The 15532-nt window shown below is 60.0% G+C and carries 20 protein-coding genes, 1 tRNA gene and 1 pseudogene; 15 read left to right on the top strand and 7 right to left on the bottom strand.

Annotated elements, in window-relative coordinates; genetic code table 11:
• Positions 1-21 precede the first annotated feature (21 nt).
• The 5 genes and pseudogenes from KO539_RS28650 to KO539_RS30480 all read left to right on the top strand — a co-directional run bounded on the left by KO539_RS28650 (position 22) and on the right by KO539_RS30480 (position 3452).
• The gene (locus tag KO539_RS28650; RefSeq protein WP_219313633.1) at positions 22-732 is read left to right on the top strand and encodes a KTSC domain-containing protein; all 711 of its coding nucleotides are present in this window, start codon (positions 22-24) and stop codon (positions 730-732) included.
• 40 nt (positions 733-772) lie between these two features.
• Positions 773-1222 carry a DUF1367 family protein gene (locus tag KO539_RS28645; RefSeq protein WP_374106502.1) on the top strand — a complete coding sequence of 150 codons (450 nt, stop codon included), beginning with the start codon at positions 773-775 and terminating at the stop codon, positions 1220-1222.
• 27 nt (positions 1223-1249) lie between these two features.
• Positions 1250-1960 carry a hypothetical protein gene (locus KO539_RS28640; protein WP_219313629.1) on the top strand — a complete coding sequence of 237 codons (711 nt, stop codon included), beginning with the start codon at positions 1250-1252 and terminating at the stop codon, positions 1958-1960.
• A gap of 13 nt (positions 1961-1973) precedes the next feature.
• Positions 1974-2894, top strand: a pseudogene (locus KO539_RS30485) (recombination-associated protein RdgC); the annotation flags it as partial.
• 135 nt (positions 2895-3029) lie between these two features.
• Positions 3030-3452: a DNA translocase FtsK gene (locus KO539_RS30480; protein WP_307789251.1), complete on the top strand. Its 423-nt coding sequence runs from the start codon at positions 3030-3032 to the stop codon at positions 3450-3452.
• Between the two features lie 245 nt (positions 3453-3697).
• Here KO539_RS30480 and KO539_RS28630 read toward each other — a convergent pair whose 3' ends face one another.
• A complete protein-coding gene (locus KO539_RS28630; protein ID WP_219313625.1) occupies positions 3698-4372 on the bottom strand; it encodes a hypothetical protein in 675 nt (224 codons plus the stop codon).
• 14 nt (positions 4373-4386) lie between these two features.
• On the opposite strand from KO539_RS28630, the gene KO539_RS28625 reads away from it, so the two are divergent.
• From KO539_RS28625 to KO539_RS28595, 8 genes are read left to right on the top strand one after another with little or no spacing between them, the layout of a single operon-like run.
• The gene (locus tag KO539_RS28625) at positions 4387-5106 is read left to right on the top strand and encodes a hypothetical protein (RefSeq protein WP_219313623.1); all 720 of its coding nucleotides are present in this window, start codon (positions 4387-4389) and stop codon (positions 5104-5106) included.
• Positions 5103-5537, top strand: coding sequence for a hypothetical protein (locus KO539_RS28620; protein WP_219313621.1), 435 nt, complete (start codon positions 5103-5105; stop codon positions 5535-5537). Before KO539_RS28625 ends, KO539_RS28620 begins: the two co-directional genes overlap by 4 nt.
• The gene (locus tag KO539_RS30475; RefSeq protein WP_257626534.1) at positions 5534-5656 is read left to right on the top strand and encodes a hypothetical protein; all 123 of its coding nucleotides are present in this window, start codon (positions 5534-5536) and stop codon (positions 5654-5656) included. The genes KO539_RS28620 and KO539_RS30475 overlap by 4 nt, the downstream gene beginning before the upstream one ends.
• 9 nt (positions 5657-5665) lie before the next feature.
• On the top strand, positions 5666-5992 hold the full coding sequence (locus KO539_RS28615) for a hypothetical protein (RefSeq protein ID WP_219313619.1): 327 nt from the start codon (positions 5666-5668) through the stop codon (positions 5990-5992).
• The gene (locus tag KO539_RS28610) at positions 5989-6231 is read left to right on the top strand and encodes a hypothetical protein (RefSeq protein WP_219313618.1); all 243 of its coding nucleotides are present in this window, start codon (positions 5989-5991) and stop codon (positions 6229-6231) included. The genes KO539_RS28615 and KO539_RS28610 overlap by 4 nt, the downstream gene beginning before the upstream one ends.
• Positions 6228-7769 carry a hypothetical protein gene (locus KO539_RS30470; RefSeq protein WP_257626533.1) on the top strand — a complete coding sequence of 514 codons (1542 nt, stop codon included), beginning with the start codon at positions 6228-6230 and terminating at the stop codon, positions 7767-7769. Before KO539_RS28610 ends, KO539_RS30470 begins: the two co-directional genes overlap by 4 nt.
• Positions 7766-8128, top strand: coding sequence for an AlpA family transcriptional regulator (locus KO539_RS28600; RefSeq protein WP_219313616.1), 363 nt, complete (start codon positions 7766-7768; stop codon positions 8126-8128). Before KO539_RS30470 ends, KO539_RS28600 begins: the two co-directional genes overlap by 4 nt.
• A complete protein-coding gene (locus KO539_RS28595) occupies positions 8014-9018 on the top strand; it encodes a site-specific integrase (RefSeq protein WP_219313614.1) in 1005 nt (334 codons plus the stop codon). The genes KO539_RS28600 and KO539_RS28595 overlap by 115 nt, the downstream gene beginning before the upstream one ends.
• An 86-nt stretch (positions 9019-9104) precedes the next feature.
• Here the strand turns inward: KO539_RS28595 and KO539_RS28590 are convergent.
• The 4 genes from KO539_RS28590 to KO539_RS28575 all read right to left on the bottom strand — a co-directional run bounded on the left by KO539_RS28590 (position 9105) and on the right by KO539_RS28575 (position 11283).
• Positions 9105-9179 (bottom strand) — tRNA-Val (locus KO539_RS28590).
• A gap of 81 nt (positions 9180-9260) precedes the next feature.
• Entirely contained in the window at positions 9261-9977 is a 717-nt protein-coding gene (dnaQ, locus tag KO539_RS28585) for a DNA polymerase III subunit epsilon (RefSeq protein ID WP_035819444.1), read from the bottom strand.
• A gap of 87 nt (positions 9978-10064) precedes the next feature.
• Complete coding sequence (rnhA, locus tag KO539_RS28580; RefSeq protein ID WP_219313612.1) at positions 10065-10514, bottom strand: ribonuclease HI; 450 nt, start codon at positions 10512-10514, stop codon at positions 10065-10067.
• A complete protein-coding gene (locus tag KO539_RS28575) occupies positions 10507-11283 on the bottom strand; it encodes a class I SAM-dependent methyltransferase (protein ID WP_219313610.1) in 777 nt (258 codons plus the stop codon). Before KO539_RS28575 ends, rnhA begins: the two co-directional genes overlap by 8 nt.
• A gap of 19 nt (positions 11284-11302) precedes the next feature.
• On the opposite strand from KO539_RS28575, the gene gloB reads away from it, so the two are divergent.
• Positions 11303-12112: a hydroxyacylglutathione hydrolase gene (gene gloB, locus KO539_RS28570; RefSeq protein ID WP_219313607.1), complete on the top strand. Its 810-nt coding sequence runs from the start codon at positions 11303-11305 to the stop codon at positions 12110-12112.
• A 79-nt stretch (positions 12113-12191) separates the two neighbouring features.
• On the opposite strand, the gene aceB is transcribed toward gloB, so the two are convergent.
• On the bottom strand, positions 12192-13790 hold the full coding sequence (gene aceB, locus KO539_RS28565) for a malate synthase A (protein ID WP_219313606.1): 1599 nt from the start codon (positions 13788-13790) through the stop codon (positions 12192-12194).
• Between the two features lie 216 nt (positions 13791-14006).
• Between aceB and KO539_RS28560 the strand changes: the two genes are divergently transcribed.
• Positions 14007-14918: a LysR family transcriptional regulator gene (locus tag KO539_RS28560; RefSeq protein WP_035819455.1), complete on the top strand. Its 912-nt coding sequence runs from the start codon at positions 14007-14009 to the stop codon at positions 14916-14918.
• A gap of 279 nt (positions 14919-15197) precedes the next feature.
• Here the strand turns inward: KO539_RS28560 and KO539_RS28555 are convergent, their stop codons facing one another.
• Positions 15198-15401, bottom strand: coding sequence for a cold-shock protein (locus KO539_RS28555; RefSeq protein ID WP_010398811.1), 204 nt, complete (start codon positions 15399-15401; stop codon positions 15198-15200).
• Positions 15402-15532: the final 131 nt, after the last annotated feature.

Raw genomic sequence — 15532 nt, 5'->3', positions numbered from 1 at the left:
GCCCACCACCAGGATAAACCAATGAATACAGTAGCCGCAGCACCTCAAATTACCCTGCAACCCGTGCAGTCCTCGCAGATCGCCGCCATCGGTCACTGCCCAGCCACCGAGACCCTGGCCGTGCAGTTCTTCCGCAAGGGCGCGCCGGCGGATGTGTACCACTACGCCAGCGTGACGGCCACCGAATACGCAGCCTTCGCCGGCGCCGAATCGGTCGGCAAGCACTTCTACGCGCACATCAAGCCTCATGCCGACAAGCACCCGTACACGAACATGGGCACACCGGCCGCCGTCGTGGCGCCGGTCAAGTTGAGCAAAGAATTGTTGGTCGGCCTGCTGACGGGCCGCGAGTACGGCAAGGAAATGCTGAAGGAAGAAGAGCAGCAGGCCAAGGCGGCCGGCCTGATCGTCATCTTCGGCGCCAGCGATGACCTGATGGAATTCCGTGGCTTCGTGGACGACGAGCGCGGCGCGCCGACCGTGGCACTGATCGATGCCAAGGGCCTGCTGCCGTTCCGCGAGGATATCCAGCACGACGACGATGCACTCAAGGACTATTTCGCCCGGGCGCCCCAGATGCGCGCCGTGGATGCGCTGCGGGGTAAGGAAGACGGCTACAGCTGGACTTACCGCACCGACGTGCCGCATGCCACGTTCGAAATCGTGGAAGGCGGCGAGCCGTATTGCCGCGGCATCGTGATCGACGTGTCCGACTTGGCGCCTGCAGCGTGACGGCCTGGCGCTGCGCGGGAGCACCGCCTTGACAGAAATCGTGCTCATGAAAACGGCAAACGTCCTCGTCCCGCACGACGAGGCGGCGGCTGAGTTCATCCAGAAGATGAAGGTTGGCGCGCTGATGCACGCCGACTTCAAGAAGGTGCGGAACTACCAGTTTCACAAAAAATACTTCGCCCTGGTGTCTTTCGCCTTTGATCAGTGGGAGCCGCGCGGCGGCCTGACCTACCAGGGCCAGCCAGTAGCGAAGAACAAGGAGCGCTTCCGGAAAGACATAGCGATCCTGGCCGGCTTCTTCGAATCGACGGTGAACCTCAAGGGCGAGGTGCGCCTGGAGGCGAAAAGCATTTCGTTTGCGCAAATGGACGAGATCCAGTTCGAGGCGCTCTACAGCGCGACCATCGACGTGATCTTGCCCCGGATTTTGACCAAATACACCAGGCAGGACCTGGACAACGTAATTAACCAGCTGCTGGCATTCACATGAAAGCCAGCAGCAGCAACGGAGAAGATCATGGATCAGTTGAAAGAGGCGGTAGCGGCAGCGTTTGACAAGGTGGTCGCATCCGGCGCCATCGAGGAAGCAATTCATAAGCAGATCGGCGCGGCCGTCACCGCCGGCATCAACGAGCACCTGCGTGATTACAGCGACTTCGGCAAAGCGCTCAAGGCCAAGATTGGCACCCTGATCGAAATCGACCTGGACACAATCGACCTGCCGTCATATCGCCAACTGGTAGGCGACATTATTAAGAAACGCGTCGGCGCTGTCATGTCCACGGAATTCACCGAGAAACTGGACAAGGATATTGCCGAACTGCTGGAGCCGGTGCCGGACTCCATCACGCTGCAAGCGCTGCTGGATGAGTTCATCGAAAGCAAGAAAGACGCGTGGAACGCGCATGAGCTGCGCGGCGAGAAATTCACACTGAACATCAACCGCAGCGAAAACTGTGATGACTACCTGGATGTTTCAATCGATGAAGACCCAAACCAAAGGCGGCACTCGTCCTGCGCCATCCACCTGCGCATCCGGGGAGACGGTGAGGTGTGGGCGCTCAGCCTCGGTGGCACCGACATCAAGAACAAGATTTTCGTCGGACCGCTCTTCAATTTCGAAAAGCGCCTGTTCCAGATGTACACGGCCAAGACGCGCTTGATCATCGACGCGGATGCGGATGCCGACGACTTCGATACCACCTTCCCGTATAACGACAACGATTAAGCGAGCAGCCGCCATGTTTTTCAAAAACCTCCAGATTTACCGCCTGCCTGCCCCTTGGGCCATGACGGCCGCCGTGCTCGAGCAGGCGGTCGCGCCGCAGCAGTTCACGCCCGCCACCAGTATGGATCTGGTACGCCAAGGCTGGGCCTCTCCGCGCGGCGCCGGCCAGCCGCTCGTGCACGCTGTCGGCGGCCAGTTCCTGCTGCAGCTGAAAACCGAGAAGAAGCTGCTGCCGTCGACCGTGGTCAACCAGGTGGCCGCCGCCCGCGCGCTGGAAATGGAAGAAGCCCAGGGCTTCGCGCCCGGCAAGAAGGCCATGAAGGAATTGAAGGAGCGCGTCACCGACGAGCTGCTGCCGCGCGCGTTCGCCATCCTCAGCACCACGGCCGTGTGGATCGATCCGGTGAATGGCTGGCTGGTGGTGGACGCGGCCAGCCCGAGCAAGGCGGACGAGGTGATCAAGTTGCTGCTGAAATCCGTCGACAAGTTGCCGCTGGAAAGCCTGCGCGTGCAGCGCTCCCCAGTGGGCGCGATGACGGAATGGCTGCAAGCGGACGAATCCCCTGCCGGCTTCACGGTCGACCAGGACGCGATCATGCGCGCCACGGGCGAGAGCAAGGCCCAGGTGGCGTACAAGCGCCACGCGCTGGAAGCGGACGATATCCGCCGCCACATCGCCGCCGGCAAGCAGTGCACGCGCTTGGCCATGACCTGGAACGACAAGGTTTCCTTCGTACTGGACGAGAGCCTGGCCATTAAGAGCGTCAAGGCGCTGGACATTCTGCGGGAATGCGCGATTGGCGAGGCGGCCGACGAGCGCTTCGACATCGACTTCACCTTGATGACCGGCGAACTGGCCAAGCTGCTGGCCGACTTGGTGGGGGCGCTGGGTGGCGAGGCCGATGTGGAGCGGCAGGCGCCGGGCCCGGCTGCTGCCGGCCAGCAGAAGATCGAGCGTGCTGTGAACTTAACTGCCGATCTGTACAAGCTGCGCGCCCGTTACCGCGATGTGCTCAACGAACTGTATGACAGCACCGTGCAGCCGGCCGTTGCACGTGTGCGCGAGCACATGGCGCAAACCGCCGAGGGCGCGATTAAATCAGCACTGACGCTGGCCAAGGAGCTGCCTGGCGGCTCGCAATCCGCCGACCTGCTGCTGGTAGCCGCCGTTGAGATCATGGAACCAAGCCCACGGCCAGCCAAGGGTCACGAGCCCGTGCGCGAACAGCGCCCGGTGCTGTCGCTGAACGGCGAAGCGGCAGGCGCCGTGCCGCCCGGCGACGGCAGTGCGAGCGATCCGCTGTACGAGCAGGCCGTCGAGGTCGTACGCACGCACCAGCGCGCATCGATATCGCTGGTGCAGCGCCATTTGCGTATCGGCTACAACCGGGCGAGTAACTTGCTGGAAGCCATGAAGGCGCTGGGCGTGGTGAGCGGCATTGCATCGAATGGCAATCGCACGGCGCTGGCTGCACCAGGAGCGGCAGCATGAGAGCTCGCCCCCCTAGCATGCGGATGGTCGAAGAAACGCCCCTCGATAACGATGGCGTGCCCGAAACCCATATCCGCGGTACCGGCCAATTTGAAAATCACGCGATAGCAGTGGCCGTTGAATTCAAGAACGAGCCCGGCATGCGCGAGGCTAACGCCCGGCGCCTCTTCGCCTGCTGGAATGCGCTCAACGGCATGCATGCCGATACTCTTGGCCACAATTGGACTTTACCCGCGCGCAACAAGTCAATCTCGGCTCGCAGTCCTACGGCCGCGCCTGAACGACTCATTAAGGCGACAACTATTCCAGAAAAGGAAACAATCGTCCTTAACGTCGCCAGTTTGATCAATCACAGGTACGAGACGATTTGTTGCCATCGTGTTGAAAAGCCTTCGTCCGAGATCATTCCGGATATACCGTTGCTCGCGCACCTCTTGAGCGATAAATTGTTTTATCGAAACAACTGTCTCACCGCAAAATGCGAGGCGTGCAGCAACGTGGTTCTCTATGGAAACAAGTGCAGTCAATTCCGTTGGAGTCCACAAAGGCAAAAGTTCAAATTTCATAAGTATTTCGTGATAGTCATTAAATACTTCTCCTCGCAGCCCCGAATCCAACTCACATTTAATCCCGCCCAGCCCAGTTTCTACCGCTTGAATACGCCACATAAGTCCAGCGACGGTTATCAACGCCAAATCACGCTCCGCGCGCTTGCGAAGGCGCTGCTCACTGGTCGCAAGCCAGATTGTACCGGCCAGAGTTGCAACAGTGCCAATTGCACCAATCCATGTCCCCCAATCGGACGGTGTAAGGCCAGACCAAGGAATCCAGTTGTAGACGGCGATCCCCGACATTCCCAGTGATATCAGAATGCATAGCCGCATCATCGGAGACTCAAAAAATTCAATTATTGTTTTCATAAGGAAATTTTAGCATGAGCAAAGAGAGTCCTATACTCTTTAATACCCCGATGGTGCGCGCTCTACTCGACGGCAGCAAGACGCAGACGCGGCGGATCATGAAGCCGCAGCCAGAACCAGTACCGCATCACTCAGGTGATTGCCAGTGGCGTTGTAACGCGTCCCAGTCGATGGTGAGCGTTTCGGATACGCGTGCGCCAGACACCGACGGCATGGCCGGCGACGCGTGCCCGCACGGCGGGCACGGTGATCACCTACGTGTGCGCGAAACATACTTTGCCTACGGCCGCTGGGTGACGCGCTACAGCCAGAAGAAGGGCCGCGACGAATGGCACTTCATCGACATGACGGCCGAATGCGCCCGCGCGTACCAGTACGATGCCGATTCCCCGGAAGTGCTGCTGGCTGCCGGGCGCGGCGGCGCGCTGCCCGGCTGGTACATGCGCCCCTCTATTTTCATGCCTCGCGCGGCCTGCCGGATCCTGCTGGAGATCGTGTCCGTGCGCGTCGAGCGCCTGCAGGATATCAGCGACGCCGACATTGTCGCCGAGGGCATCGATATGGAAGCGCTGACGGAATCGCAGGATCGCTACGACATCGTATGCAAAGGGACTGGCGCCAGCGGTCGCGCAACCGAGCGCTCGGCCTGGCGCGACCTGTGGGAATCGACCGGCGGCGACTGGGATAGCAATCCTTGGCTGTGGGTGATCGAGTTCAAGCGGGTGACACCATGAACCCGCGCATCTACAAGAAGCAGGCAAAGCGCGCGGTCCAGCTGCTGCGCAGCCATGGCGACACGACGAAGTACACGCCATCGAGCGAGCAAGGCCTGGCTGACGAGCCATTCTCCTTTACGCGCGCGAAATGGTTACGCCTGCACCGGCCAGCTGAATATGCCCTGTGGCAGCGCATCAGTAGCATCCCGGAATTTGGCCGCCAGGACTTTGATGGCGAGTGGTACGGCCATGATTCGCGCGTCGGCTGGAGCCAGTATTACGATCACGCCCGTTTGCCAGCGGATTACTGGGAAGGCCCGGAATGGGAGTGCAGCGGCAAGTCGTGGCCGCGCATGACCACCAGCCAGCGCATGGGCATGTGGCGCTACAGCCAGATTGCACCAGGCTGGCAGTGGCGCGGCGGCCGTGCTGTGCAGGTGGTGTCATGACCGACAACGACGAAGTGCCGAACAGCGAGCGCAGCCCCGGCGCCGCACGCGTGGCGGCGGCCCTGATCCTTATTTACGTGGCGGCGACCCTGGCGGGCGTCTTGGCCGCGATAACCTGAAAGGTGAATATGACAAAACTTATTGAATGGGCGCCGGTCGTGCGCGATGCCGAAGGCTGGTATAGACATCCAGATATGCCAGAGTTCGATGAAGATCAAGAGGCGGAATATCGCGCGTGGCTCGCTGCCCAAGGCCTGGACACTACCTACGCCAGCCTGGAATCCGAGGATGATACGCATCCAGCCCATATTGCCTACTTCGACCAGGCTGGAATGGACGTCTCCGACTGGAACCCGGCGCCACCTGCCGGTGAAGGCTGGTTCACGCTGTCCATTCACGACTCCGAAGATGGCCCGTACTGGGTATGGGGCCGTCGCGAGCAGGCGGCGCAATGAGCAGCCGCAACCTAGCGCCAGCGCCGGAAACCCCGGCCGAGGCGGCATACAAGCTGGACCGGGCCGTGCTGCGCGCGATCCATACCTGCCAGCCCGTGCTGTTCGACGGCAAGCAGCACCACTTGCGCGGCATGAGTACCCAGGTGCTGGGCGGCGGCGTGTCTTCCGTGATTTACCTGATGGGCGACGCGACGCCGCGACAGCCCAGCGAGATAACCTTTTTGGAGCATGCAGAATGATCAACAACGATAGTAATGACGCGCCGGCGCAAGCTGCGCCCTCTTCGGTCGCCGCAGCGCTGCAACACCTGGCCGTGCCGGATGGCTGGAAGCTGGTACCGGTTGAGCCGACCCCTGAGATCATCGCTGGCGCCGCAATCGCATCCTGGCCAACCGCAACGCTTGCGGACATCGACCTGGCACGCCAAGCGGCGCCGCTCGTCTTGATGCGGATGGACATGGCGCCGGGAACGACCGTCGATGCGTTGGCTGGCATGTTGGCCACGATGGCGCCGGCATATCGCGCCATGCTGGCGGCAGCACCGGCTGCTCCAGCACAAGAGCCGCAGGCAGCGGCGTCCACCGATTCATTCCAAGGCCGCGTGCAGCCTTGGATGATGGCGTGCTTCGGCGCCGAAATCGCAGCCGATGGCGCTGAGCGCAATCACCGCTTCCTGGAAGAATCGCTGGAACTGGTCCAGGCTTGCGGCTGCACGGCCAGCGAGGCGCACCAGCTGGTCGACTATGTGTACGGCCGCCCGGTCGGCGAGCGCGCGCAGGAAGTCGGCGGCGTCATGGTCACCTTGGCGGCGCTGTGCTTGGCCCAGGGCCTGGATATGCACGCCGCCGGCGAGACGGAGCTGGCCAGGATCTGGACGAAGGTCGAGGCCATCCGGGCCAAGCAGGCGGCGAAGCCGAAGCACTCGCCGCTGCCTGCCTCACCGGCGCTGCCCGCGGCGGTACCGGATTCGCCGACGCTCACAGCTCCGAGCGACGAGCAGATCTATGCCCATTATCAAAAACTGCACCTGCCCCATTCTCCGGTCGTCTGGACAGCTGCACTTGGCACAGTTCGCGCGGTATTGGACGCGCAAGCCAATGCCGCCGCCTTCGCGCCGCCGGCTGCCGCCAGGGACGTGTGCGAGGAAATGCGCGCCTTGTGCAGTGCCTGCGGCGGAACTGGCGACGTGCATAGGCTGGACGGCGAGTGGCGTGGCCAATGCACTTGCGTCCATGCATGGCAGCAGCGCGCCGAGAAAGCAGAAGCCGATTTGAAGCAGGTCAACGAATGGCGGGCAGCGGCCCTGACCGAAAGCCAGACATTGGGCGAACTGTGGGCCAGCAAGGTGGAGCAAGCCGAAGCCCGCGTGAAGGAGCTGCAGGCCGAGCTCGATATCGAGCTGGAGCGCGCATACGACCGCCTTCTTGCAGCCCGCACCAACAAGCAGGCCGACCGCCAGGTACTTCAAGCCGACGGGAGGCACCTGGCGCCGTGCGCGCGCAGTTGTGAAGCGCCGGCATTCCAGATCCAGCTGCGGGAGCGCGATGCTCGCATTACCGAGCTGGAGGCCCTGCTCGAACGCCGCCGCGCCTCACTCTCCGCTGAGACGCAGCAGGCCATCACGGTCGCGCGCGCCGCTGGCCAGACGGTCGCCTCGACGTCCGGCGTCCTGGTCTTCATGAACGACGGTGCCGAGCCGGGGAATGGCGAACTGGATTGTCCGGCGTGCGGCGGTAGCGGGCATGCCGGCGACGTGGCGGCCGGGAGCGCGCCATGAACATGAACGAAGTCGAGATGCGCCACATCGCCGAAATGCTGGCGGCGCTGGGCAAAGCTGGCGGCAAGCGCACTGCCAACACGGCCGGCGAACTGAACAGGCAACAGATCTGCGCTGCGCTCGGCGTCAGCGAATCTACGATCCTCCGCCTCGAGCAGGCAGGATTGCCATATACACCGGTCGGCGCGCGATCCAAGCGCTACGACCTTGAAGAATGCAAGAACTGGTTAAAGGAAAACAACCAATGTCCATCTGGGATGACAAAGAAGGTAGGAAGCACGTCGGCATCATGGTCGATGGCAAAAGAATTCACCGAAAGTTGCCGAAAGGTGCAACTGCGCGTGATGCCAAGCTCGTAGAGGCGGAGCTGCTCAGGGCAGCAGAACGGACACCATCGCAAAAGCAAGTAGTGATCCCAGGCGACCCGCCAATGACTGCAATACTGGCGATATACCTGGAGCACTCAAAAAGCCTGAAAAGCGCTGACACGTCAAAGTTCCATGTGGTGCGCCTTGGTCCATGGGCAGCGCTTTACAAGGCAAGCCAGGCGCAAGAATTTGCAGACCACTTTATTCGTGACGCCAGTAAAAAGGTAGAGAATGCGAAAACGAAGGAATTGGAATCGATTTACGCGCCGGCTACGATAAATCGATCGCTTGCGTGCGCAAAGAAAGGTTTGTCTTTGGCCTGGCGCCAACGCCTGATACCCGAGAATTTCGGGCTTCGCATAGAAAATGTCGTTGTGAATAATGAAAGAGAAGTATTTCTTACTGTTAAGCAGGTCCAACGGATAGCGGAGTTTTGTTCGGCGCGCGTGCAAGCGGCTATATGGATCGCGTTACTTACTGGTGCGCGTCGGGGAGAAATTTTCAAGATTCGTCGTCAAGATATTGGCCGTGACACCATTACTCTGCCGTCCAGTCATACTAAATCATTGAAGACGCGGATTATTCCGATCATTCCAGCACTGAGGCCCTGGCTTCCATATCTGCCGCTAACTATTACACCGAGCGGCGTCAAGTCATCTTGGCAACGTGCACGTGTCAGGGCGGGAATGCACCACGTCAATTTTCATGACTTACGACACTCGTGTGCGAGCATCATGCTGGGTCTCGGCGTTGACCTCTATACCATCAGTAAAATTCTCGGGCATACCAATATTCGCACCACGCAGCGATACGCTCATCTTCAGGTAGATGCCCAGCGCACGGCGCTCGACAAACTGTCCAACCTCGTGCAAGTTGGATAAATTACACCCGAAAATTACACCCATAAAAAAAGCCGCCTATCTTAGATTGGCGGCCTTATTTAAGTGCTTGATATTAAAGCGAATTCTGGTGGGAAGTGCAAGTTTCGAACTTGCGACCCCTGCAGTGTGAATGCAGTGCTCTACCCCTGAGCTAACCTCCCGAAGCGAGGCGAATTATCGCATAGGTGTTGCGGCATCTGCAAGGGCTGGCAAGAGGAAATTTACCATACCCACGCTTTTTCTCAGGCGGCCGCTGGCGGCGCCGTGACGGCGGTCCAGATGCACTGGCCTTTGGCTGCCTTGTCGAGGCCGGCGATGGTGGCTTCGTGGGCGGCGAGCTCGTCGGCCGTGGCGCTCTGGAAGATGACTTCGGCCAGAGGCACGATTTCCAGGGCGGCGCCGTCGGCGGCCACTTCCACTTCCTCTTCCATGCTAAGGCTGTTTTGCCCACGTGTCATGGCCAGATAGACATCGGCCAGCAACTCGGAGTCGAGCAGCGCGCCGTGCAGCTTGCGGTGGGCGTTCGAGACGCCGTAGCGGTCGCACAGGGCATCGAGCGAATTGCGCTTGCCCGGATGCATTTCCTTCGCCTGCACCAGGGTGTCGATCACGCCAACCACTTGCTCATGCACGGGCGGCAGGTTCAGGCGCTTGAATTCCGCGTTCAGGAAGCCGATATCGAACGGGGCGTTGTGGATGATGAGTTCGGCGCCGGCGATGTAGGCACGGAACTCATCGGCGATTTCCGCGAACTTTGGCTTGTCGCTAAGGAATTCCGTCGTCAATCCGTGGACGGCCAACGCGCCCTCTTCCGAATCGCGCTCGGGATTGATGTAATGGTGGAAATTATTCCCCGTCAACATGCGGTTGTTCAGTTCGACCGCCCCGATCTCCAGGATGCGGTCGCCCGTACGCGGGTTCAGGCCGGTGGTTTCAGTATCGAGAACAATTTGACGCATGGAGGATTCATTCGTAAAAGCAAAAAGCGAAGGGCACAGTATAGCAAACCTGTGCCCTGCGATTACAACTCCCGAGCTTGGATATGCTTACGCGCGCACGGTTTCCACGCCCAGGTTGGCCAACTGATCAGCCCGCTCATTGCCCGGATGGCCATTGTGGCCGCGCACCCAGCGCCATTCCACTTCATGGACGGCCTGGGCCGTATCGAGCGCTTGCCACAGGTCGACGTTCTTCACGGGCGCCTTGGCCGCCGTTTTCCAGCCGCGCGCCTTCCAGCCGTGGATCCATTCGCTGATACCTTTTTGCACGTACTGGCTATCGGTATACAGCACCACCTGGCAAGGACGTTTGAGCGCCGTCAAGGCTTCGATCACGGCCTTCAATTCCATCCGGTTATTCGTCGTATTCAGTTCCCCGCCATAAATTTCTTTCTTGGCGCCATCGGCCACCATCAGCGCACCCCAGCCGCCTGTGCCGGGGTTGCCCTTGCATGCGCCATCGGCGTAAATCTCTACCTTGCCTTCAAACTTAGCCATCTTGCTGTTCCCGCCTTTTATTCGTGACCGGTGCGCCTGCGGGCGCCGTCGCCGGTTTTTTGGTCCACGCCGGACCGATCAAACGCATCCCTTTGACGCGCTTGATCGCCTGCACTATATACACTGCGCCCAAATATGGCCACCAGCGCGCACCGGCCCTGTCCATGAAAGCGTTGCGGCGCAGCCATTTTTCTGTCCTGCAGGCAGGTGCGTAGCAGCCGAAGTAGCTTTGGCTGACGCCCATGTTCAGCAATTTTAACCAGTCTTTCATGCGCGGCATAGAGATCAGCTCGCCTGCTTGCGGCAGGTAGTGGCGGCCCGTGATCCGCCCAACCCCCTGGCGCATGCCCCACAGGCTGGCCGGATTGAAGCCGCAGACGATCACGCGTCCCTCCGGGATCAGCACGCGCTCGACTTCGCGCAAGACCTGGTGCGGCTCGGCGGCAAATTCGAGCACGTGCGGCAAGACCACCAGGTCCAGGCTTTGCGAATCGAACGGCAACTCGTCGAAGGCCGACACCAGGGTCGGGCGGCGCTCCTGCGGCGAGCGCGACGGCAGGCGCGCATCGAGCAGCCATTTGTTCGGCATGCGGTTGGCCGCCAGCGCATCGAGCTGGGGCAAGCCGATCTGCACGGCATTAAAACCGAAGATATCGACGGTCAGGCTGTCGAGGCATTGCTGCTCCCAGGCGCGCACGTACAGACCGGCCGGCGTCTGCAGCCAGCCGTCAAGCGCTATAATGGATTTTTCGGATGCCACACTGTCCATTCAGTTTTCTCTTTTGCTCATGACACACTCCCCTGAACACGCTTTATCGGTACTTGCCGTGCCCGCCTTTGCCGACAATTACCTGTGGCTGATCCATGACGGCCGCCACGCCGCCGTGGTCGACCCCGGCGATGCGACACCCATCCTCGATGCGCTGCAAGCCCATCAATTGACCTTGTGCGCCATTTTACTCACGCATCACCACGCCGACCACACGGGTGGCGTGCCTGAATTGTTGCAGCATTTCGCCGTCCCCGTCTTCGGCCCGCGCAATGAGGCTATCACAGCCATCACGGAACCGCTTGCCGAAGGCGATGTCGCCCATGTGCCCGAGCTGGGTTTGCAGATGAGCGTCATCGACGTGCCCGGCCATACCAAGGGACATATCGCCTACGTGCGCCAGCGCGACGAACGCAGCGGCGCACCGTGGCTGTTTTCCGGCGACACCCTGTTTGCGGGCGGCTGCGGCCGCCTGTTCGAAGGTACGCCGGGCCAGATGGCCGATTCCTTGGGCAAGCTGGCCGCCCTGCCCGACGATACCGAGGTATTTTGCGCGCATGAGTACACCTTGTCCAATTTACGCTTTGCCAACGCCGTCGAACCGGGCAATGTGGCCTTGCAGGAACGCATCGCCATCGATACGGAAAAGCGCCAGCAGGGTTTGTCGACCGTGCCGTCGACCATCGCCCTTGAAAAAGCCACGAATCCTTTCCTGCGCTATCGCGAACCGGCGATCCTGACCAGCCTGAAGGTGGAAGGCAAGCTGACGGCAGATGCCTCACCCGTGGAAGCGTTCGCTGCGCTACGAATGTGGAAGAATAATTTTTAAGCGAACTCTTCCACAATAAAAAATCCCGGCAGATGCTTAAGGCATCGCCGGGATTTTTTATGCTGCTATTTGATCAGGATCAGATTTCCTCGTACAGCGGCAAGGTCAGGAATTCGGCGAACGATTCCGACGTCGACATTTCCTCGAATATCTGGCCGGCGCGCACATAGGTCGGGCCATTGCCGCCTGGCGCATCGCGCTGTACCTTGGCCAGCTCTTCGGGAATCATGGCGCGCACCATCTCGGCCGTCACCTTGCGGCCATCTTCCAGCACGCCCTTGCTGGATCGAATCCACTGCCACACTTGTGAGCGGCTGATCTCGGCTGTGGCCGCGTCTTCCATCAGGTTGTGAATAGGCACGCAACCATTGCCGGCCAACCAGCTGCCCAGGTAATGGATGCCCACGTTGATGTTGTAGCGCAAGCCCGCTTCCGTGATCGGCGCTTCCGGCTGAAAGTTCAGCAGATCCGACGCTTTCACGTCGATGTCGGGACGCTGTTTCTCGATCTGGTTCGGCTTGTCGCCCAGCACTTTGGTGAATTCGCCCATGGCCAGCTCCACCAGGCCCGGATGAGCAACCCAGCCGCCGTCGTAGCCATCGGTGGCGTCGCGCGCCTTGTCATTGCGTACGCCGCCCATGGCGATGTCGTTCTTTTCCGGATCGTTCTTGATCGGGATCAAGGCTGCCATGCCGCCAATCGCTGGCGCGCCCCGCTTGTGGCAGGTTTTCAGCAGCAGCAAGGCGTAGGCACGCATGAAGGGCGCCGTCATCGTGACTTTCGCGCGGTCGGCCAGGCAGAAATCTTTGTCCAGCTTGAATTTCTTGATGCACGAAAAGATGTAATCCCAGCGGCCCGCGTTCAGGCCCGAGCTGTGCTCTTTCAGTTCGTACAGGATTTCATCCATTTCGAAGGCCGCCAAAATGGTTTCGATCAGCACGGTCGCCTTGATCGTGCCTTGTGGCAAGCCCAATTCGTTTTGCGTCATGACGAAAATATCGTTCCACAATCGCGCTTCCAGGTGCGATTCCATCTTCGGCAGGTAAAAATACGGGCCGGCGCCGCGCGCCAGTTGTTCCTTGGCGTTATGGAACATGAACAGGGCGAAATCGAAGATGCCGCCGGAAATGCGCTTGCCATCGACCAGCACGTGCTTTTCATCAAGGTGCCAGCCGCGCGGGCGTACGACGAGGGTCGCGATCTTGTCGTTCAGCTTGTAGGACTTGCCATTTTGCTCCAGCGAAATCGTCTTGCGCACGGCATCGAACATATTGATCTGGCCCGTCAGCTGGTTATCCCAGTTCGGCGTGTTCGAATCCTCGAAGTCCGTCATGTAGCTGTCCGCGCCGGAATTGAAGGCGTTGATGACCATCTTGCGTTCGACGGGACCCGTGATTTCCACGCGGCGGCATTCCAGCGCCTTCGGGATCGGCGCGATCTTCCAGTCGCCGTCGCGGATGTGCGCGGTTTCTGGCAAGAAATCAGGACGCTCGCCCGCGTCGAGGCGTTTGGCCCGTTCCACGCGCACGGCCAGCAATTCCTGGCGGCGCGGCTCGAAAGCGCGCGTCAGCTTGGCAATCAGATCCAATGCGGCCGGCGTCAAAATCTGTGCATAGCCGGGCTGGATGTCACCCGTGATTTGCATGCCTTCTGGAAGTGCGATCGTGTTCTGCGTCATGAAGTTCTCCGGTTTTTAGTCAATATAAGAAAAGGTAATCTGGTGATCCAAGTATAAGCCGAACGCCTGCGCGGACAAGCTGGACAGAGGCGCAAAAACACTCTGCCGGGCGACGCGTTTGTTCTATAGTATTGCACTATAAGGCATGGAAACGAGATTAAAAATCACTTCATCTATGCGTTTTTATCACAAGTGATGGCATCGCGGGAGCACGGCATGGGACAGTTCAGACAAATATCGACCTTCGTGGAAGTGGTGGCCAAGGGCAGCCTGTCGGCCGCCGCGCGCGCCGAGGGCATCGCCCCGGCCATGATAGGCCGGCGCCTCGATGCGCTGGAGCAGCGCCTCGGCGTCAAATTGCTGCAGCGCACGACGCGCAAGCTGGCGCTGACGAATGAAGGCGCCGCCTTCCTGGAAGATTGCCAGCGCATCCTCGGTGAACTCGAAGAGGCGGAAGCGGCCGTGGCCGAGCGCAGCGTCAAGGCCAGCGGCCATCTGCTCATTTCCGCGCCGGCCGGCTTCGGCCGCCAGCACGTGGCGCCTTTGATCCCCTCTTTTGTCGCCGAGCACCGCGACGTGACGGTGTCGCTGAACCTGAACGACCGCCTCGTCGACCTGATCGGCGAAGGCATCGACGTGGCCATCCGCATCGCCAGCCTGTCCGACTCCTCGCTCGTGAGCACCAAGCTGGCCGACAACCAGCGCGTGCTCGTCGGCTCACCCGCCTATCTGAAACGGGCGGGCACGCCCCGTATTCCGGCCGACCTGGCGAAACACAATTGCCTGGCGATCAGCAGCGAAGGCAGCCAGCGGGGCTGGACTTTCCGCGAAAATGGCAAGAATGTGATTTTAAAGGTGGCGGGCAATATGGTCTGCAACGATGGGGAAGTGCTGCACGACTGGGCGCTGGCCGGCAAGGGCCTGGCGTGGCGCTCGATGTGGGAAGTGGGCGCCGAGATCGCCTCGGGCCAACTGGTGACGGTACTGGACCAGTTCGCCGCGCCGGGCAACGACATTTATGCCGTGTTCGCCCAGCGCCGCCACTTACCGCTGCGCATACGGGCGTTTGTGGATTTTTTGAGGCACAGTTATTCGCAACCCGACTACTGGCGCGAGCGGGCAATCTAGCCACTGCAAGCTATATGGAAGAACGCAGCTGAGCGTAGGTTGGCGTAGGTTGGCGTAGGTTGGCGTAGGTCGGCTTAGCGCAGCGTAAGCCGACACCAGCCCATACGCCACCCTTGTCGGCTTACGCGCAAGCGCTAAGCCGACCTACCAGTGATGCCAGGCACGCAAAAAGAGCCGCGCAGCCCATAAAACCCTCGCAAAACCGATACTTCACGGAAATTTAGACGAAAAAAAATCCTCGGAGACCGAGGATTTCTTTATTTCGTTTGATCCAGCGTATTAGATTGGCTGAATGTTCGAAGCTTGCTTGCCTTTAGGGCCAGCGGTCACTTCAAAAGAAACGCGTTGGTTCTCTTGCAGGGACTTGAAGCCGTTCGACTGGATAGCCGAGAAGTGAGCGAACAGATCTTCGCCGCCTTCGTCAGGGGTAATAAAGCCGAAACCCTTCGAATCATTGAACCATTTTACGATGCCAGTTGCCATTACAATTTCCTATTTCAGTTAAGTTGGGCTTGCGCCCGTTATATCGTTTGAAGCAAGAAAGAAATGACAGACAAACTGCACTACTACCTCGAATCCAACGATGCCCAATTATACCAACAAAACTGAGAAAA

It is taken from the genome of Janthinobacterium sp. NKUCC06_STL, assembly GCF_019345455.1.
Taxonomy (GTDB): Bacteria; Pseudomonadota; Gammaproteobacteria; order Burkholderiales; family Burkholderiaceae_D; genus Janthinobacterium; species Janthinobacterium rivuli.
The sequence above is the reverse complement of the archived record's forward strand: the minus strand, read 5'-3'. Positions and strand labels throughout refer to the sequence as shown.